Genomic DNA, 18,343 nt, shown 5'->3' with positions numbered 1-18,343 from the left:
AAGGGCCGGCATTCATTTGCCGGTCCTTTTTTTAATTTAATTTAACCTATGAAAAAAATTATACTCTTATCATTCCTTTTAGTTGGATTTTTAGGCTATTGCCAAAATGCAAATCCTTTGAAGGAACAAGTATATTACAGTGTTGCCGAAGCCTTAAAAAAGGATAAAGATGCCACACAGCTCAATCTTCGTGACCAGCATATCTTTTATGTAAGCGACAGCATCAACCAACTCAAAAACCTCCGTTTCCTAAATTTAATGCGGAACAATTTGGAGAAATGGGACGATGCCCTCTTCGACCTAAAAAAGCTCGAAATACTCATATTAAAGCTCAACTCTATAAAATATGTACCCAATTCAATAGGTAAACTGGATAAACTTATCCGATTGGATCTTTCAAATAATAGCATTTCACAGCTTCCGGATGCCATCACAAAGCTCAAGAAAATCAGGTTTTTAGATTTATCTATGAATGCAGTTGCTTCTATTCCTGAAAACATAGGAAAATGCAAGGAATTGGAAGTTCTGGAGATGAACCATAATCAGTTGAGCCATCTTCCGTCATCGGTTTCTCATTTGAAAAAACTTAAAACCCTGCATCTGGGGTATAATCAGTTCAACATCTTCGACCAACAATTGACCAAGCTGTATTCTTTAGAAGATTTGAATTTGGAATACAATCAATTGCAGGAATTTCCAAAAGAAGTTGGAGCCTTAAAAAAATTGAAAATTTTGATGCTCAATGGCAATAAGATTAAACAGCTTCCCGATGAGATTACACAATTGCAAGATTTGGAATTGCTTTCGTTGGCCAAGAATTCAATAGAAAAAATGCCAGAAACAATCAAGGAATTAAAAAACCTCAAGACCCTAATCCTTTTGGGAAATCCCATCAGCAGTTCGGAAAAAGAAAGAATTAAGAAAGCATTGCCTAGTTGTACGGTACTTTTCTAAATCCTATTTTAATCCTTGAGCTTTAATTTGGAATTTGGCTCCGAAGCGAGAGTATTGGAATTTATTCTTCTTTTTTTTGAAGATCAACATTAATGATAGTACTGATGATAAAACCGTTGTTGTATTGAAACACATTCTTGTTGTCAACTTCCCTTCCAAGCTGTACAATCTGGCTCAAATAGCCACCTTCGATTTGGAGGTATTTATTAAAACGATAACCGAGTAAGGCCCCAAAGCGGTTCTGGTCGAATATATTTTCGCCTACATTTTTCCCAAAGCCGATGAACACTTCGTCGTAAAGCACGGCATAAGGCGTTTTGTCCTGCATGGTTTTGCCTTTCAATGGAATTTGCATCCGTAGCATATAACGGACACGGTTCAGGAACGGAAACTCATCTTCCTTGTCCAAACTGGCATCACTGTACCGACCCACCCAACGTTGTTCGAGCATAAAACGGTGCGATAGGTTCAGGCTTCCAATCTTGTCCTGAAGTGTCAGCATTTCATACATTCGGTGTTCTGTAAAATCCCTGCCCATTCCGTTTAGCGGTGTTTCTCCATAGGGATAGGTTTCGGCCCAGGCATATCCAACTCTCACTTGTACCTCCGGTCGGAAGTTATAATTCAATCCCACCCTCAACAATCCTTGTTGCCAATTTTCGACATAGTCGTCACGACGCCATTGGTATTCGGTATGGATGTCCATTTTTTCATTGATTTTGAACGTGCCACTATAGGCCAGCCACCCAATGTTGTTGTGTTCTTTTGTTCTATTTTGAGCTTGCAGTTTAGTGCTTTCGCTAAATTGTAGAAGTGTTACTATCAAGAAAAGGGTAGAATAGGCTTTCATCTTTCGGTTAGGGATTTGTTTTTGAGCTTCCAAAAATAGTGATTTTTCGGAGATGGTTTTTGGGATGGGTTTCGTAAACTTTCAAATGGTTTTCAAACTACCTCTAAAATTACTTTTTCCTTTCGCAAACGTTTTCATTTTCCTTACTTTTACAGTCTTGAAAATTATACTATGGATAAAAGTTACCAGCTTACCGTAAACAATACCACGGTCTATGAACGTTCAGCATCAGAAAACACAGCACTTGATGCCGTAGAAATTACCCCAATCCAGTTTCACATCTTAAAAGACAGTCAGCCTTATACGGCCGAAATTGTCAATGCTAATTTTTTAGCCAAAATCTATACCGTAAAAGTCAATGGAAATCTTTACACGGTTGCCATTTCAAGTCCGTTGGACAAATTGATCAAGGACATGGGGTTTGAGGTTGGAGCTTCCAAACAAATCAACGTCATCAAGGCTCCAATGCCAGGATTGATACTGGAAATGAGTGTCACTGTCGGACAAGAAGTAAAGGAAAACGACTGCCTTTTAATTTTAGAAGCCATGAAAATGGAAAACAGTTTCCTGTCGCCAAGAGCGGGAATCATCAAATCCATTTCAGCCAGCAAAGGCGATGCCGTAGAAAAAGGACAGTTGTTAATTGAATTCGAATAGATTATGAAGAAGATATTAGTAGCCAACAGAGGCGAAATTGCCATCAGGGTAATGAAAACTGCCCAAAAGATGGGCATCAAAACCGTTGCCGTTTATTCAACTGTTGACCGAAATGCACCACACGTAAAATTTGCCGACGAAGCCGTTTGGATTGGAGAATCACCTTCCAGCCAGTCGTATCTATTGGGAAGCAAAATCATAGAAGTAGCCAAGGAATTAGGTGTTGATGCCATACATCCCGGTTACGGATTCTTGAGTGAGAATGCCGCTTTCGCGGAAGAGGCCATTGCAAACGGCATCACATTCATAGGTCCGGAATCAAAAGCCATCCACATGATGGGAAGCAAATTGGCGGCCAAGGAAGCCGTGAAAGCTTACGATATTCCGATGGTTCCAGGAATTGATGAAGCCATCACCGATATTGAAAAAGCAAAGAAAATTGCAACAGAAATAGGTTTCCCAATCCTAATCAAAGCTTCTGCCGGAGGAGGAGGAAAAGGAATGCGTGTTGTTGAAAAGGAGGAAGATTTAGAATCCCAAATGACACGTGCCATCAGCGAAGCGACTTCTGCTTTTGGAGACGGTTCGGTTTTTATCGAAAAATATGTGGCATCACCAAGGCATATCGAAATCCAAGTTATGGCCGACAGTCACGGAAATATTTTATATTTATTTGAAAGAGAATGCAGTATCCAACGTCGTCATCAAAAGGTTGTCGAAGAAGCACCATCCTCTGTTTTGACACCAGAATTAAGAAAGCAAATGGGAGAAGCGGCTGTGAAAGTGGCCAAAGCCTGTGATTATTTAGGAGCCGGAACGGTAGAATTTCTATTGGATGAAAATCTGAATTTCTATTTCCTTGAGATGAACACGCGACTTCAAGTAGAACATCCGGTAACGGAAATGATTACAGGTTTGGATTTGGTGGAGATGCAAATTCGAGTGGCAAAAGGCGAAGCACTTTCTATAAAACAAGAAGATTTGCAAATCAAAGGTCACGCAATGGAACTACGTGTTTATGCCGAAGACCCGTTGAATGATTTCTTGCCAAGTGTCGGAAATTTAGAAGTATATAGTTTGCCTTTCGGCGAAGGCATCCGCGTTGACAATGGCTTTGAACAAGGCATGGACGTTCCGATTTATTATGACCCGATGTTGGCCAAATTGATTACCTACGGAAAAACAAGGGAAGAGTCTATTCAATTGATGATAAAAGCAATTGAAAGTTATCAAGTAGAAGGTGTGAGTACGACTTTGCCTTTCGGGAAGTTTGTGATGGAGCACGAAGCCTTCCGTTCGGGCGATTTCGATACACATTTCGTAAAGAATTATTACGATGCGGAACATTTGAAAGCCCAACAAGACAAGGAAGCAGAAGTTGCGGCAATGGTTGCACTTCAACAGTACTTAAAAGACCAGAATATGCTTCGTTTACCAATACAGTAAGACATGAAAGACAAGATAAAAGTATTAGAAGATAAAATTGCCTTGGCACATTTAGGCGGAGGCAAAGCTAGAATAGAAAAACAGCACGAAAAAAAGAAACTGACAGCCAGGGAAAGGATAGAATACCTTATGGACGAAGGTTCCTTTGAGGAAATCGGAATGCTGGTAACCCACAGAACGACAGATTTCGGAATGGAAAAGGAAGTCTATCTGGGTGATGGAGTCATCACAGGCTACGGAACAATCAACGGAAGAATGGTCTATGTCTTTGCACAAGATTTTACTGTTTTTGGAGGTGCTTTGTCAGAAACCCATGCGGAAAAAATCTGCAAGGTGATGGACATGGCCTTGAAAACCGGAACGCCAATGATTGGTTTGAACGATTCCGGTGGAGCGAGAATCCAGGAAGGAGTGAGGTCTTTGGGAGGTTATGCTGATATATTTTATAGAAATGTAAAAGCTTCGGGAATAATTCCACAAATTTCTGCCATCATGGGGCCTTGTGCTGGTGGAGCCGTTTATTCTCCAGCCATGACCGATTTTACAATGATGGTCGAAAATACGAGTTATATGTTTGTAACGGGGCCAAATGTCGTGAAAACTGTGACGAACGAAACCGTAACTTCCGAGGAATTGGGTGGAGCAAGTACACATTCGACAAAATCTGGAGTGGCACATATCACATCTGCAAATGATGTGGAATGTCTGGAGGATATTAAAAAACTGTTGAGCTATTTGCCACAAAGTAATTTAGAAACTACACCAAAAGTTCCGTTTGAATTCGGAGATGAAATCAGGGAACAACTCAACGGAATCATTCCAGAAAATGCCAACAAACCTTATGATATGCACGATGTCATCAAAGGAATCATCGACGAAGATTCTTTCTACGAAGTGCATAAGAATTTTGCCGAAAACATTTTGGTAGGTTTTGCACGAATAGGAGGAAGAAGCATCGGAATAGTTGCCAATCAGCCGATGTTTTTGGCAGGTGTTTTGGATGTAAACAGTTCAGTAAAAGCCGCACGTTTCACAAGATTCTGCGATTGTTTTAATATTCCGCTTTTGGTTTTGGTAGATGTGCCTGGTTTCTTGCCAGGAACCGATCAGGAATGGAACGGAATCATTGTTCACGGAGCCAAATTGTTATACGCTTTAAGCGAAGCCACAGTTCCCAGAGTAACGGTTATCACCCGAAAAGCCTATGGTGGAGCCTATGATGTTATGAACTCCAAACACATCGGTGCCGATATGAATTTTGCCTGGCCATCGGCAGAAATTGCAGTTATGGGAGCCAAAGGTGCAAGTGAAATCATCTTCAAGAAAGAAATTTCATCTGCAGCAGATCCGGCAGCAAAACTATTGGAAAAAGAAGCAGAATACGCTGAGAAATTTGCAACGCCATACCGTGCCGCCGAACGTGGTTTCATCGATGAAGTGATTTTGCCACAAGATACCAGACGAAAATTAATCAAGGCGTTCAGCATGCTGGAAAACAAAGTGAGCGAGTTGCCGAAGAGGAAGCATGGGAATATTCCTTTGTAAATATTTGGTATTTAGAATATTAATGAATTAAGCTAAAAAGCCGATCTTGCAACTATCAAGATTGGCTTTTTTCATTCTTTAAATCAGACATCTGACTTCGCTAAAAGAAAATCAACTTTATTTTTAACGTTCTCTTAACTTTTGAGTAAAATCCTACAACAAAAGAAAATTGTAAGTTAGCAAATTGAATCATTAATCAATTTAAAAATGAAAAAAACTACTCTAGGAATGTTATTTGGATTTGGTTTTCTAGCAACATCAGGCTTTGCAAGTGCTTCGAATATCGATCCAACAAAGCCTCTGAAAAAAGCAACAGCAACTTTTGCAACTTCAAATGACAATTGTGCAACTGCAATGGCAATTACTGAATTCCCTTTTAATTTTTTCCAATCAGATGGAGCCGATGCTGCAAACGATGGTATTTCGACTACTTGCTTGAATGCTATGAATGATGGTCTTTGGTTTACTGTTGAAGGAAACGGAAACAGTATAGCAATCACTGTCACTCCCGAAAGTGACAATTATGATATTCAGCTCGGTATTTTCAATGGAAGCTGTGGTGCATTGTCATGTGTGGGGGTCATGGACGTAGGCTTTTCGGGAGAATCAGAAACCTATGTGATAGGAACTTCCGAAATTGGCACAACCTATTATATTAACGTTGGCCACTACCATCCTGTTATTGATCAGCCCGAAGGGAATTTTACGATCAATGTAACCAGTGTTCCAACCCCTGTTAACGACAACTGTGCTGGTGCTATCGAAATTGTTTCATTTCCTTATACAAATGAGCAAACCGATGGAACTGCAGCTTCTACGGATGGTTTTGTGATGGCTTGCGAAAATTGGGAAATGAATGATGGACTTTGGTACACCTTTACAGGTGATGGAAGTAGTATTGAAATAACTGTAACTACGGGTGAGGAATATGATATTTCTCTTGGAGTCTTCACAGGAACTTGTGAAAATCTTGAATGTGTTGAAACTGTTGATGACACTGTTTCGGGAGACGAAACCATACTAATTGCCAATTCAGTGATGGGAACGGTTTATTACATCAATGTAGGATATTATGATTCTTTTGATGATGCACCCGAAGGTAATTTCACCATCAATTTAACAAGCTCTGGAGGATTAGGAACTAACGATAAGGAATTTCAAAACTTCACAGCCTATCCAAACCCTGTAAAAGATGTGTTGAATCTATCTTACACAGAAAATATTTCAAACGTAGAAGTATTCAATCTTTTGGGACAAAAAATGCTAGCAAAATCAGTGGATGCCACACAAACACAAGTAGATTTATCAGGATTGTCAAGCGGTTCTTACTTGGTAAAAGTAACTTTTGTCACTACAACCAAATCCTTAAAAGTTGTAAAGCAATAATTCACTCTCTGGCTTTCGCCGAAAATAGAATAGCAAACCGCTTGGATTAATTTCAAGCGGTTTTTTTTTGTCCTATGCCTCAAAAAAATAAAAGCTGTTTTTAATTTGAATTATATAATCCTGATTTGTAATCTTATAAGAGTGGATAATTTTAGTTTCAGTAATTTCATTTAAAATTCACAATGTATAAAAGTTATAGTTAAACCCCAAAACGCTATATATTTAAAGATCATGAAAATTACTATTCAACCTTTTACTACTGTGCTTCCTGTTGAAGAAAAGACAGCCTTGTATAATATCTTGAAAAGATGTGAGGAGGATTTGTTGAGAAGAAATCCTGATTTCACCGATGTTATACTGGAATTGAAGCAGGTACCCGTATTAAATTCGTCACTTTCAGTGAGGCATTCACTTTTGGATGATGAAACTAAATTAAAAATCGTACTCAACTTTAATAAAAAACCGCCAGGAGAAAAACTGTATGATGTAATAAACAAGGAGTTAAATATCATCAAAAAAGAACTTTAGACTTTTTTCGGTCAAATCCAACACCAACTTAGTATTAGTTGGTGTTTTTTATTTTAATTGAGGATATGGTTTGAATATATCGCTTTAAATTAAAATTAGCAGCGTTTAAATTTTAAGTATTCGGGCGTTACCACAAGGGTCGGGCTTTCCGTTCCAATTTTTTTTGTCTCGTTAAAGAAACGAGACAAAAAGGGATTTCCACTTCAAACGAAGTTCACTGAACTTCGATTAAAATAAAAGTTAAGTGAAGTAATCCCTAACGCAAATGCTGTACTAAATTAGAATTACGAGAATATATTTTATTCATCCTAATTTGGAAGATTTAATTTTATTGTATTTTTTCAAAATTAAATACTATTTTTACTACCTATCCTAAATATTAAAAACATAAACAAAATGAAAAAAACCGCAATTATTGCCCTATTGTTCTTTTCTGGAATAGCTATGGCTCAAAAAGTAAAAGTTGAAAAAGGCGATTTCAAATTCCTAAAAGGTCAAAAAGAAGTAAACATCGAATTTGTTTACAGCAATTTGAAATTAATGAAGGAAGAAATTACAGAAGAACAATATGTAAAAGAAAGAGCCGCTGAATTGAATGAAAAATCGAAAGGCAAGGGTGACATCTGGAAGAAAAAATGGGAAGGAAGTAAAGAATTAATTTGGAATCTAAAATTTTTAGAGCTTGCAAATATTGTACTTTCAAAAGAGAAGAAAGACCTTGTTTTTCAAGAAGGGGCAACTAACGCAAAATATACGCTTATTGTAGATGCAGTTTGGATCTATCCAGGTTGGGATGCTGCAGTTATGAAGCAAGCGGCAAAAGTAAGCACTGTTTTGAGATTTGTTGAAACCGCAAACAGAAACAATGTGGTTCTTGAACTTTCTACGGATAAAGCTCCTGGCGACCAATGGGGAAACAATTTCAGTAATGAATCAAGAATTGGCGAAGGTTTTGCAAAAACAGCTAAAACGATGAGCAAAATGATTTTGAAGGAAGTTTTCTAATTCACTATAAATTATTGCATAAAAAAAACCGGAATTTTAATTAATTCCGGTTTTTTTATTACTTGCTTTTTTCAAGATTCAAAAGATGGGCCATATTCTTGATCACGTTGTCGTGTTTTTTTACAAATGGATTTTCCTGATCCCAAACATAACCAGCCAAAACGGCACAGATTTTTCTTTTAACATCTGGGTTTTCTGGTCGATGGAAGAATAAGGTTTGCAGATTCCCTGTGTACCATTCTTTTACATAAGTCGTGAAAACTCCGATGCCACTTTTCATATATTCTGTGAATTCCACTTCCCAATCTACTTTTTCTCCATTCAATTGTCGGTGAATTAATTTGGCGGAAAGCATTCCCGATTCAGTTGCAAAAGCCACTCCCGAAGAAAAAACGGGGTCTAAAAATTCAGAACTGTTTCCAGTAAGGGCAAATCCTTCGCCATACATCTTTTTAACCGCTCTTGAATAGTTTTCCAATTTAACCGGCTCGAATAAAAATTCAACCCCACCAAAACGCTTTATATAATAATCCGATAATTGGATTGCGTTTTTCAACGCTTCGGCATTGTCTTTATTTTCTGAAAGCGAATTGATGAATGCAGTTGGTCCAACAACACCAAGGCTTGTATTTCCGTTTGAGAAAGGAATCACCCAAAGCCAAACTTCGGTTTCTAAAATATCAAACGAAATCAATGTTCCTTCTTGACCTTCTGGACGGTTGACATCTTTTACATGGGTGAAAATCGATGAATGTGGGTCTAATTTGGAAGGCGTATCCAAATCCAACAATCTAGGCAAAACACGACCATATCCACTAGAATCTATAATAAATTTTGCATGTATTTGTTTGGTATTTCCGTCCTTGTCTTTTAGTGTGGTAATGGAGTCGCTTCCATTGAATTCTACAGCCGTAACTTCGCTTTCAAATTCCAAATCGATTCCTTTTCGAATCACTTCTTGGGCCAAAGTATTGTCAAAATCGGCCCTTGGAACCTGCCAGGTCCAATCCCAACCTTCAGAGAATTTATTACTAAAATCAAACAGACATATTTCTTCGCCTCTGATAAACCGAGCACCCAGTTTCTTCTCAAAATTCATGGCGTCAAGTGCTTCAAAAAGTCCAGCTTCGGCAAAGTGATCCATTACACGAGGAATCAGGCTTTCGCCAACTACCAAACGGGGAAATTTTGTTTTTTCAACTACCTTGACTTTGATTCCATTATTATGTAAATATGAAGAAGAAACACAGCCCGAAGGACCCGCTCCAATCACTAACACATCAACAAATTCCATAGTCATATTTTTCTTTTTTCTTATTAATAATGTCTTAACTTTGTGGCGGTAAATGTAAAGACATAAAATCTAAATTTACATAAAATAGCTTATATATTTTAAAGAAAAAACAAATTTGATGAGTACCATAAACGAATATTTAAGCTTGGCCGAATTTACGGCAATCGTATTCCATAAAAACAATGTTGAGCTTAGCGAGGGCGTTTTGAATAGGGTAGAGGAAAGCTTTGATTTTTTAGAGAAATTTTCCAAAAATAAAGTAATCTATGGCGTAAATACAGGTTTTGGACCAATGGCTCAATACCGTATAAAAGACGAAGACAGGTTGCAATTGCAATACAATTTAATCAGAAGTCATTCCTCTGGAACAGGAAAACCATTGAGTGCTGTTTGTGTAAAATCGGCTATGTTGGCCAGATTGAATACACTTTCATTAGGAAATTCAGGGGTTCATCCATCAGTCATCCATTTAATGAAGGAATTTATCAATAGAGATATTACACCACTTATTTTTGAACATGGTGGCGTTGGAGCAAGTGGTGATTTGGTTCAATTGGCACATTTGGCTCTAACTTTAATTGGTGAAGGCGAAGTTTTTTATAAAGGTGAAAGAAGAACTACGAAAGAGGTTTTTGAAATTGAAAACCTGCAACCGATAACTGTGGCAATCCGCGAAGGATTGGCTTTGATGAATGGTACTTCCGTGATGACTGGTATTGGGATTGTAAATGTTCATAATGCTGAGAAACTTTTGGATTGGGCTGTAAAATGCTCGTGTGCCATCAATGAAATCGTACAAGCTTATGACGACCATTTTTCGGCAGCATTAAACAATACAAAACACCATTTTGGGCAACAAGAAGTTGCAAGAAAAATGCGTGAAAATCTTGATGACAGCAAGTTGGTCCGAAAACGCGAAGACCATCTTTACACAGGTGAAAACAAGGAAGATGTCTTCAAGGAAAAAGTCCAAGAATATTACTCCTTACGATGTGTGCCCCAAATTTTAGGACCTGTATTGGACACTATAAAAAATACGGCATTGGTTTTGGAAAACGAAATCAATTCGGCAAATGATAATCCAATTGTAGATGTGAAAAACCAGCACGTCTATCACGGAGGAAATTTTCATGGCGATTACATCTCGTTGGAAATGGATAAATTGAAATTGGTTGTAACAAAATTGGCAATGTTGGCCGAACGTCAACTGAATTATTTATTGAATTCTAAGATTAATGAATTGTTGCCACCGTTTGTTAATTTGGGAACCTTGGGTTTCAACTTTGGTATGCAAGGTGTTCAATTTACGGCAACATCAACAACAGCTGAATGTCAGACCCTATCAACTTCAATGTACATCCACAGTATTCCAAACAATAACGATAATCAGGATATCGTGAGTATGGGAACAAATGCGGCAGTTATCACAGGAAAGGTAATTGAAAATGCCTTTGAAGTTTTGGCGATAGAATTGATCACCATTGTTCAGGCAATTGATGCCTTGGAGCAAAAAGATGCCGTTTCATCTGTAACCAGAAAAATGTATGATGAGGTGAGAAACATCATCCCTACATTCCAGCAAGATCAGGTAATGTATCCGTTTGTTCAAAAAGTGAAAGACTATTTAATGACAAAATAATAATCTACTAATTTTTATCTTTTTAAATTATGAAAAATGCAGCTTTTTTATTAGTATTGTTTTTTCAATTTGTTGGAGCACAAGAATTGGCATTGGTAAAACAAGATGGGAAATTTGGCTATTTAGCTAAATCTGGTGAATTTGCAATCAAGCCTACATTCAAGGAAGCCGAAAGCTTTTCAGATGGTTTGGCAGGAGTTCAAGAAAATGGAAAATGGGGTTTTATAGACCCAAGCGGAAAATGGATAATTGAACCAAGTTTCTCCAAGGTTAAATTTTTCGACAGTGGTGTTTGTATTGTTGAAAAAGACAAACAGTGGGTTTACATTAACAAGAAAGGTGAAGTTTTAAAAGTACCAAGTTCAGATAAATTATTTGATTTCGAAGGAGGCGTTGCATTCATAAGACAAAACAATAAAGTAGGTCTGATCAACCCAAAAGGTGAGATTGTCCTTCAGCCAACTTATGACATCATCAAGCCATTTGACGGCGATTTTGCAAGAGTGAAAAACAACGACAAGTGGGGTATTATCGATAAAAAAGGAAAACTTGTGGTCAATACCGAATATGATGAGATTGGCGATTTTTTCAAGAATACAACTTGGGCAAGAAAAGGCGAAAATTTTGGCTTGGTTACGGCAAATAACTTTACAGCTATTGAAGGGGTAGATAAAATCTGGGATTTCAATACCGAAGATAATACATTTGCAAGAAAAGGTGGCAAGATCGGATTCATCGATTTGAAAGGAAACTGGATCATCGAACCTAAATTTAAAAAAGTAAAGGCATTTTATAAAAACCTTGCACCAGTTGATGAAAATGGAAAATGGGGCTATGTCAATGTTAAAGGAGAATATGTAATCCAACCAACTTATGATGATGCAGAAGTTTTTGGTCCAGATGGATTGGCTCCTGTAAAGGAAAAAAAGTGGGGATTTATAGATGTTGCTGGAAAGCTCGTAATTCCGACGAAATATGATATTACGGCTGCAAGTCTGACTTCTATGTTTAAGAAAACCGACAAAGGCTTCATCAATGGTTTGGCTCGTGTTAAATCTGGTGACCAATGGGGTTTCATCAAAACTAATGGAGAGGTATTAGGTGGGAAATGGTTTAAAAATGCCGAATTATTTAAGAAATAAAATATATGAAATCGCCATTAAAAAGAGTTTATTGTAAATAAACACAAAAAAATAAAAGGCGATACCATATATGACCGATGAAAATAAAAATTTACATATATGAAATGTGCCTTAGTAACAGGAGGTTCCCGAGGAATCGGAAGTGCCATCTGTCAGAGATTAGCCGAAGATAAGATTTATCATATATTGATTAATTATCAATCCAACAAGGAAGCCGCCGAAAAGACTTTGGAAGAAGTCATCAAAAAAGGTGCAACTGGAGAAATAATTAAATTTGATGTTGCCAATGCCGAAGAAGTCAAGTCAGTTTTAACAGCTTGGCAAGAAGCCAATCCGGAAGCATTGGTCGAAGTTATCGTCAATAATGCAGGAATTACACGCGATGGTCTTTTTATGTGGATGACGCATGAAGATTGGAGCAATGTCATCAATACCAGCTTAAACGGTTTTTTCAATGTAACGAATTTCTTTATGCAGAAAATGCTTCGAAACAAATACGGACGAATCGTCAATATGGTTTCGCTTTCTGGAGTAAAAGGAACTGCTGGACAAACCAACTATTCTGCTGCAAAAGGAGCTGTTGTTGCAGCAACCAAAGCATTGGCACAGGAAGTTGCAAAACGAAATATCACAGTGAATGCTGTTGCCCCAGGATTTATCAGAACTGATATGACAAGTGATTTGGATGAAAAAGAATTGATCAAGATGGTACCGGCCAATCGATTTGGAGAAGCCGAAGAGGTTGCGGAATTGGTCGGATTCTTGGCATCAAGAAAAGCAGGATATATTACCGGTGAGGTGGTTAATATAAATGGAGGAATTTATTCATAAAAGTACTTTTTAAACAATGGACAAAAGGGTAGTAATTACCGGAATGGGAATTTATTCCTGCATAGGAACTTCAATCGAAGAAGTGAAGGAGTCACTTTATGAAGGAAAATCAGGAATAGTGTATGACGAAGAACGAAAAGAATTCGGATTTCAATCCGCAATAACAGGTAGGGTTCCAAGGCCAGACTTGAAAAACCTGTTGAGCCGTCGTCAGCGAATCAGTATCGGTGAAGAAACGGAATATGCATACATGGCAACCATCGAAGCCTTGAAAAATGCCAAGATTGACGACAGCTATTTTGATGAAAACGAAGTAGGAATTCTGTATGGGAATGACAGCGTTTCCAAAGCAATCATTGATGCTACCGATATTATTCGTGAAAAAAAAGACACCGCTTTGATTGGTTCTGGAGCCATTTTCAAATCCATGAACTCAACCGTAACGATGAATCTTTCTACCATTTTCAGATTGCGTGGTGTGAACATGACCATAAGTGCGGCTTGTGCAAGTGGTTCTCATGCCATAGGTTTAGGGTTTTTATTGATTAAAAGTGGCATGCAGGACATGATTATTTGTGGAGGAGCCCAAGAAATCAATAAATATGCAATGGCCAGTTTTGATGGTTTGGGGGTTTTTTCACCAAATGAAAAAAATCCTGCCAAAGCATCACGGCCTTTTGATGCCAACCGAGATGGTTTGGTGCCAAGTGGTGGAGGTGCAACATTGATTATTGAAAGTTATGAATCGGCAGTAAAAAGAGGAGCACCTATTCTTGCTGAAATAATAGGTTATGGCTTTTCTTCTAATGGAGGTCATATTTCAACGCCAAATGTTGAAGGTCCGGCAACGGCCATGAGACGTGCTTTAGAGCAAGCTGGAATCGACCCTAGCGAGGTGGATTATATCAATGCACATGCAACATCAACACCAGTTGGAGATTCTAATGAAGCTAAAGCAATTTTTGAAGTTTTTGGCGAAAGCAATCCTCATGTAAGTTCAACAAAATCAATGACTGGACACGAATGCTGGATGGCTGGTGCAAGTGAGATCATCTACTCGACCATTATGATGCAAAATGATTTTATTGCACCAAATATTAATTTAGAAAACCCCGATGAGGATTCTAAGAAGTTAAATATTGCTACGACTACAGTAAATAAAAAATTTGATATATATTTGTCGAATTCATTCGGGTTTGGAGGAACAAATTCAGCAGTGGTAGTGAAGAAATTTAAAATTTAAATAATGAATACAGAAGAGATTTTAGAGAAGATTAATGAGATTTTAGTAGACGAATTTGAAGTCGATGCAGAGGTTATCTCTCCTGAATCTAATCTTAAGGATACATTAGGATTGGACAGCTTGGATTATGTAGATTTGGTGGTAACAATTGAAGCCAACTTCGGTGTGAAATTGAGTGAACCTGATTTTGTTGGAATTGCTACTTTCCAAGATTTCTATAATTTAATCGAGCGAAAAATAGAGAACAAGAATTAAAACAATATGAGTCAATGGGATGGTAAGTCTAAAGGGACTCTTTTAGGGTATAAAATATTTGTATTCTGTATAAAAAAGCTAGGAATCAAAACAGCCTATACTGTCTTGGTTTTTGTAGCTTTTTATTATTTTTTGTTTGCAAGGAAATCCAATAAGGCTACCTTGTATTACTTGCGTGAACGACTTAAATATTCCTATTTCAAGTCGATTCTCATGCTCTATAAAAGTTATTTTACTTTTGGGCAGATAATCCTCGACAAGACGGCTATATCGGCTGGTTTAAGAAGTAAATTCACTTACGAATTTGACGGAATTGAGGTACTCAAACAACTTTTAGCCGAAAAAAAGGGAGGTGTTTTGATTAGTGCACATATCGGGAATTTTGAAATAGCCGAACATTTTTTTGCAGATATCGATCTCGAATGCCAGATCAATTTGGTAACTACTGATTTGGAGCATTCCGTAATAAAGGAATATCTGGAAAGCGTTACCCAAAAGTCGTCCATAAAATTTATTATTGTACGAGATGATCTGTCTCATATTTTTGAGATCAATAACGCATTATCCAATAATGAATTGATATGTTTTACAGGAGATCGCTATTTTGAAGGAACAAAAAGCATGACGGAAACCCTTCTTGGAGAAGAAGCCAATTTTCCGGCAGGTCCTTTTTTAATTGCTTCAAGGTTGAAAGTCCCAGTGGTTTTTGTCTATGTGATGAAAGAACCTAAATTGCATTATCATTTGTATGCAAGGGTAGCCGAGATAAAGCAACGTGACGAAAAAGGCCTTTTGAAAGCCTATACTCAAAGTGTTGAAGCAATGCTGGAAAAATATCCGTTGCAATGGTTCAATTATTTTATGTTTTGGCATAAATCAGAAAAATAGATAGTTCTAATGCGAAAATTGATATCAGATTCATTCCAATTTTAGCTAAAAATGATAATGTATGGAAGAGTTTGATTCAATTATAATTGGTTCGGGAGCTGGCGGATTGGCTACGGCACTTTGCCTGTCAAGGGCGGGACAAAAAGTTTTAGTCCTCGAACAGCATTCCGTTCCAGGAGGTTGGTGTCATAGTTTTACCTTAAACGGTCAGCGATTTAGTCCCGGAGTCCATTACATTGGTCTTCTTGATGAAGGTCAATCTACAAATGATTTATATAAAGGTTTGGGTGTTGCAAACGACATTGTTTTTTTTCGGATGAACACAAAAGGATATGATCATTGTATCATCAACGGAAAGAAATTTGACTTTCCGGCCGGAATTGAAAATCTCGAAAAAAGCCTGATCCAGCATTTTCCCAAAGAAGAAAAAAATATAATAGAATACCTGAACCTGGTAAAAAAAGTCAGTGACGAACTGCAACTGATTCCAAAGTTAAAAGGTTTCTGGCAAAATATAACTGTTCCGTTCAGGACGAAGCATTTTGGAAAATTTGCACTTTTCAGCCTTAAAAGAGTAGTGAACTGGCACGTGAAAGATCCGATGTTAAAAGCAGTTTTGAATGCACAGTGTGGTGATCATGGCTTACCTCCAAATAGAGCCAGCTTTCCAGTACATTGTTCGGTGATGAATCATTATTTTGAGGGTGGTTTTTATCCGATGGGTGGTGGTGGTGGAATTGTCAAAGCCATGACCACCAAGATAAAAAGCTATGGTGGCGTTGTTCGGACACAACAATCTGTGGCAAAGATTCTCATCGAAAATAAAAAAGCCTTTGGTGTGGAATTGACTTCTGGAGAAAAAATATTTGCCAAGAATATCATTTCAAACGCCGATCCATCCACAACTTATCTTAAACTGATTGGCAAGGAAAACATCAGCAAAAAACTCACCCAGAAACTAGAAAAGACAAAATATTCGGTTACTTCCCTGATTTTATTCCTCACATTGGATCTGGATGTAACACAATACGGCATTGATTCAGGAAACATTTGGAATTTTAAGGACGAAAATGTCGATGATCATTTCGAAACCCTTATGAGTGGCGATGTAACGCAAGGCGAAGAATTTCCAGCTTTTTTCATGAGTTGTACCACTATAAAAGATCCCGTAAGTTTTAACGGACGGTACCATAATTTTGAAGTGGTGACGTATGTTGATTATGAAAGTTTCAATGAATTTGACGGCGATGATTATCATTGTCCAAAATATGAAGCTTTCAAGAACAAGATCATCGAAAAATTCCTCAACAGTGTCGAGAAAATCATACCAAATGCCAGAAAACATATCATTCAGGCCGAATTAGGAACACCAAAAACAAATCAGTTTTACATCAATTCTACAAGAGGAAATGTTTACGGAACGGAGAAAACCTTAAGTCAGGTGGGACCTTTTTCCTATAAGAACAAAACAGAATTCGAAAATTTATTTCTTTGTGGAGCCAGCACGTTGTCGCATGGTGTAACTGGAGCAACCTATTCTGGATTGGCTACCGCTGCGACAATCTTAAACTGCAAGTCGGATGATTTGTTGATTGATGATCCTACTCAAAAAATAAATATTTTTGATGCCGAAGATCCTTCTTCCTGGAGTGATTTCATCCATAAAAAGAGGGAAGATAAGAAACGTACTTTTAAACAGCTGTAAGAGAATTAACACCAACTTCTTTTTAAAGAGTGGTGATAATTTTATATTTGTTGGATTATAACATCGGGAAATGAAAAACGTACTAGTAGTTTATTATACACAATCCGGACAACTGGAAGAAATTGCAAGGAATATTGCAAAGCCACTTCTTGAGGATGCCGAAACTTCGGTTACTTTTTTTAATATAGAGATGGTAAAACCATTTCCTTTTCCTTGGAAACCAGCACAGTTTTTTGATGTTTTTCCAGAATCATTTCTTCAGATTCCAACAGAAATTCATACTCCCTCACAGGACATTCTTTCTCAAAAATACGATCTGATAATTCTAGCCTATCAGGTTTGGTATCTTTCGCCATCCATCCCAATTACATCTTTCCTTAAAAGTGAATTTGCAAAGCAATTACTTGATGATACACCGGTTGTGACCGTTATTGGTTGTAGAAACATGTGGGCTTTGGCACAGGAAAAAGTAAAGACGCTTCTTAAAAATGTAAATGCAAAACTGGTGGGTAATATTGCTTTGGTCGATAGACACATCAATCACATCAGTGTTATTACCATTGTCGAATGGATGTTTACTGGAAAAAAAGAAAAATATTTGGGCCTATTTCCTAAACCTGGAGTTTCGGATAAGGAAATTTCAGGATCAACCAAATTCGGAACCATTATTCTTAAATATTTGAAATCAGATTCTTATATAAACTTGCAAGAAGAATTAGTGGCAAATGATGCTGTAGAAATCCGTCCTTTTTTGATAGAAATGGATAAAAAAGCCAATAAAATGTTTAAGATTTGGGCCAATACCATCATAAAAAAGACCAATTCGCGTCCCGTTTGGCTCAAAGGATTTTATATTTATTTGTTGGTAGCAATATGGATAATGTCGCCAATAGTATATATATTGCACCTTTTTACATTTCCTCTGAAATACCCTAAAATAAAAAAAGAAAAAAAATACTATAAAGGAGTTTAAAG

The 18,343-nt window shown here is 37.5% G+C and carries 17 protein-coding genes; 15 read left to right on the top strand and 2 right to left on the bottom strand.

Annotated features, from left to right (window positions below; genetic code table 11):
* Nucleotides 1-48 precede the first annotated feature (48 nt).
* Nucleotides 49-954: a leucine-rich repeat domain-containing protein gene (locus tag J2X31_RS00520; protein WP_310023559.1), complete on the top strand. Its 906-nt coding sequence runs from the start codon at nt 49-51 to the stop codon at nt 952-954.
* A gap of 61 nt (nt 955-1,015) precedes the next feature.
* Here the strand turns inward: J2X31_RS00520 and J2X31_RS00515 are convergent, their stop codons facing one another.
* Nucleotides 1,016-1,837 carry a DUF2490 domain-containing protein gene (locus tag J2X31_RS00515; protein WP_310023558.1) on the bottom strand — a complete coding sequence of 274 codons (822 nt, stop codon included), beginning with the start codon at nt 1,835-1,837 and terminating at the stop codon, nt 1,016-1,018.
* Nucleotides 1,838-1,975: 138 nt separating this feature from the next.
* On the opposite strand from J2X31_RS00515, the gene J2X31_RS00510 reads away from it, so the two are divergent.
* The 6 genes from J2X31_RS00510 to J2X31_RS00485 all read left to right on the top strand — a co-directional run bounded on the left by J2X31_RS00510 (nt 1,976) and on the right by J2X31_RS00485 (nt 8,371).
* The gene (locus J2X31_RS00510) at nt 1,976-2,461 is read left to right on the top strand and encodes an acyl-CoA carboxylase biotin carboxyl carrier protein subunit (protein ID WP_310023556.1); all 486 of its coding nucleotides are present in this window, start codon (nt 1,976-1,978) and stop codon (nt 2,459-2,461) included.
* Between the two features lie 3 nt (nt 2,462-2,464).
* Entirely contained in the window at nt 2,465-3,907 is a 1,443-nt protein-coding gene (gene accC, locus J2X31_RS00505) for an acetyl-CoA carboxylase biotin carboxylase subunit (RefSeq protein ID WP_310023554.1), read from the top strand.
* Nucleotides 3,908-3,910: 3 nt separating this feature from the next.
* Nucleotides 3,911-5,452: an acyl-CoA carboxylase subunit beta gene (locus J2X31_RS00500; protein WP_310023551.1), complete on the top strand. Its 1,542-nt coding sequence runs from the start codon at nt 3,911-3,913 to the stop codon at nt 5,450-5,452.
* Nucleotides 5,453-5,659: 207 nt separating this feature from the next.
* On the top strand, nt 5,660-6,838 hold the full coding sequence (locus J2X31_RS00495) for a T9SS type A sorting domain-containing protein (protein ID WP_310023550.1): 1,179 nt from the start codon (nt 5,660-5,662) through the stop codon (nt 6,836-6,838).
* Nucleotides 6,839-7,069: 231 nt separating this feature from the next.
* On the top strand, nt 7,070-7,366 hold the full coding sequence (locus tag J2X31_RS00490) for a hypothetical protein (RefSeq protein ID WP_310023548.1): 297 nt from the start codon (nt 7,070-7,072) through the stop codon (nt 7,364-7,366).
* 396 nt (nt 7,367-7,762) lie between these two features.
* Entirely contained in the window at nt 7,763-8,371 is a 609-nt protein-coding gene (locus tag J2X31_RS00485; protein ID WP_310023547.1) for a hypothetical protein, read from the top strand.
* A 58-nt stretch (nt 8,372-8,429) separates the two neighbouring features.
* Here J2X31_RS00485 and J2X31_RS00480 read toward each other — a convergent pair whose 3' ends face one another.
* The gene (locus J2X31_RS00480; protein WP_310023546.1) at nt 8,430-9,671 is read right to left on the bottom strand and encodes an NAD(P)/FAD-dependent oxidoreductase; all 1,242 of its coding nucleotides are present in this window, start codon (nt 9,669-9,671) and stop codon (nt 8,430-8,432) included.
* 112 nt (nt 9,672-9,783) lie between these two features.
* Here J2X31_RS00480 and flxA point away from each other — a divergent pair, with 112 nt between their 5' ends.
* The 8 genes from flxA to J2X31_RS00440 all read left to right on the top strand — a co-directional run bounded on the left by flxA (nt 9,784) and on the right by J2X31_RS00440 (nt 18,341).
* Nucleotides 9,784-11,304, top strand: a complete 1,521-nt coding sequence (gene flxA / locus J2X31_RS00475; protein WP_310023545.1) for a flexirubin biosynthesis tyrosine ammonia-lyase FlxA — start codon at nt 9,784-9,786, stop codon at nt 11,302-11,304.
* Nucleotides 11,305-11,333: 29 nt separating this feature from the next.
* A complete protein-coding gene (locus tag J2X31_RS00470) occupies nt 11,334-12,446 on the top strand; it encodes a WG repeat-containing protein (protein ID WP_310023544.1) in 1,113 nt (370 codons plus the stop codon).
* 99 nt (nt 12,447-12,545) lie between these two features.
* The gene (gene flxB, locus J2X31_RS00465) at nt 12,546-13,277 is read left to right on the top strand and encodes a flexirubin biosynthesis SDR family reductase FlxB (RefSeq protein WP_310023543.1); all 732 of its coding nucleotides are present in this window, start codon (nt 12,546-12,548) and stop codon (nt 13,275-13,277) included.
* Between the two features lie 16 nt (nt 13,278-13,293).
* On the top strand, nt 13,294-14,520 hold the full coding sequence (locus tag J2X31_RS00460; protein ID WP_310023542.1) for a beta-ketoacyl-[acyl-carrier-protein] synthase family protein: 1,227 nt from the start codon (nt 13,294-13,296) through the stop codon (nt 14,518-14,520).
* A gap of 3 nt (nt 14,521-14,523) precedes the next feature.
* Entirely contained in the window at nt 14,524-14,775 is a 252-nt protein-coding gene (locus J2X31_RS00455) for an acyl carrier protein (RefSeq protein WP_310023541.1), read from the top strand.
* Between the two features lie 6 nt (nt 14,776-14,781).
* The gene (locus J2X31_RS00450; RefSeq protein ID WP_310023540.1) at nt 14,782-15,663 is read left to right on the top strand and encodes a lysophospholipid acyltransferase family protein; all 882 of its coding nucleotides are present in this window, start codon (nt 14,782-14,784) and stop codon (nt 15,661-15,663) included.
* A 61-nt stretch (nt 15,664-15,724) separates the two neighbouring features.
* Nucleotides 15,725-17,368: a phytoene desaturase family protein gene (locus J2X31_RS00445; RefSeq protein WP_310023539.1), complete on the top strand. Its 1,644-nt coding sequence runs from the start codon at nt 15,725-15,727 to the stop codon at nt 17,366-17,368.
* A gap of 70 nt (nt 17,369-17,438) precedes the next feature.
* On the top strand, nt 17,439-18,341 hold the full coding sequence (locus J2X31_RS00440; RefSeq protein WP_310023536.1) for a dialkylrecorsinol condensing enzyme DarA: 903 nt from the start codon (nt 17,439-17,441) through the stop codon (nt 18,339-18,341).
* Nucleotides 18,342-18,343 lie beyond the last annotated feature (2 nt).

The sequence above is a fragment of the Flavobacterium arsenatis genome, from assembly GCF_031456785.1.
Lineage (GTDB): Bacteria > Bacteroidota > Bacteroidia > Flavobacteriales > Flavobacteriaceae > Flavobacterium > Flavobacterium arsenatis.
The sequence above is the reverse complement of the archived record's forward strand: the minus strand, read 5'-3'. Positions and strand labels throughout refer to the sequence as shown.

What these genes read in the sequence shown, in the direction of transcription:
- J2X31_RS00520 (WP_310023559.1), top strand. Translation starts at nt 49, where the DNA reads ATGAAAAAAATTATACTCTTATCATTCCTTTTAGTTGGATTTTTAGGC.
- J2X31_RS00510 (WP_310023556.1), top strand. Translation starts at nt 1,976, where the DNA reads ATGGATAAAAGTTACCAGCTTACCGTAAACAATACCACGGTCTATGAA.
- accC (WP_310023554.1), top strand. Translation starts at nt 2,465, where the DNA reads ATGAAGAAGATATTAGTAGCCAACAGAGGCGAAATTGCCATCAGGGTA.
- J2X31_RS00500 (WP_310023551.1), top strand. Translation starts at nt 3,911, where the DNA reads ATGAAAGACAAGATAAAAGTATTAGAAGATAAAATTGCCTTGGCACAT.
- J2X31_RS00495 (WP_310023550.1), top strand. Translation starts at nt 5,660, where the DNA reads ATGAAAAAAACTACTCTAGGAATGTTATTTGGATTTGGTTTTCTAGCA.
- J2X31_RS00490 (WP_310023548.1), top strand. Translation starts at nt 7,070, where the DNA reads ATGAAAATTACTATTCAACCTTTTACTACTGTGCTTCCTGTTGAAGAA.
- J2X31_RS00485 (WP_310023547.1), top strand. Translation starts at nt 7,763, where the DNA reads ATGAAAAAAACCGCAATTATTGCCCTATTGTTCTTTTCTGGAATAGCT.
- J2X31_RS00480 (WP_310023546.1), bottom strand. Translation starts at nt 9,671, where the DNA reads ATGACTATGGAATTTGTTGATGTGTTAGTGATTGGAGCGGGTCCTTCG.
- flxA (WP_310023545.1), top strand. Translation starts at nt 9,784, where the DNA reads ATGAGTACCATAAACGAATATTTAAGCTTGGCCGAATTTACGGCAATC.
- J2X31_RS00470 (WP_310023544.1), top strand. Translation starts at nt 11,334, where the DNA reads ATGAAAAATGCAGCTTTTTTATTAGTATTGTTTTTTCAATTTGTTGGA.
- flxB (WP_310023543.1), top strand. Translation starts at nt 12,546, where the DNA reads ATGAAATGTGCCTTAGTAACAGGAGGTTCCCGAGGAATCGGAAGTGCC.
- J2X31_RS00460 (WP_310023542.1), top strand. Translation starts at nt 13,294, where the DNA reads ATGGACAAAAGGGTAGTAATTACCGGAATGGGAATTTATTCCTGCATA.
- J2X31_RS00455 (WP_310023541.1), top strand. Translation starts at nt 14,524, where the DNA reads ATGAATACAGAAGAGATTTTAGAGAAGATTAATGAGATTTTAGTAGAC.
- J2X31_RS00450 (WP_310023540.1), top strand. Translation starts at nt 14,782, where the DNA reads ATGAGTCAATGGGATGGTAAGTCTAAAGGGACTCTTTTAGGGTATAAA.
- J2X31_RS00445 (WP_310023539.1), top strand. Translation starts at nt 15,725, where the DNA reads ATGGAAGAGTTTGATTCAATTATAATTGGTTCGGGAGCTGGCGGATTG.
- J2X31_RS00440 (WP_310023536.1), top strand. Translation starts at nt 17,439, where the DNA reads ATGAAAAACGTACTAGTAGTTTATTATACACAATCCGGACAACTGGAA.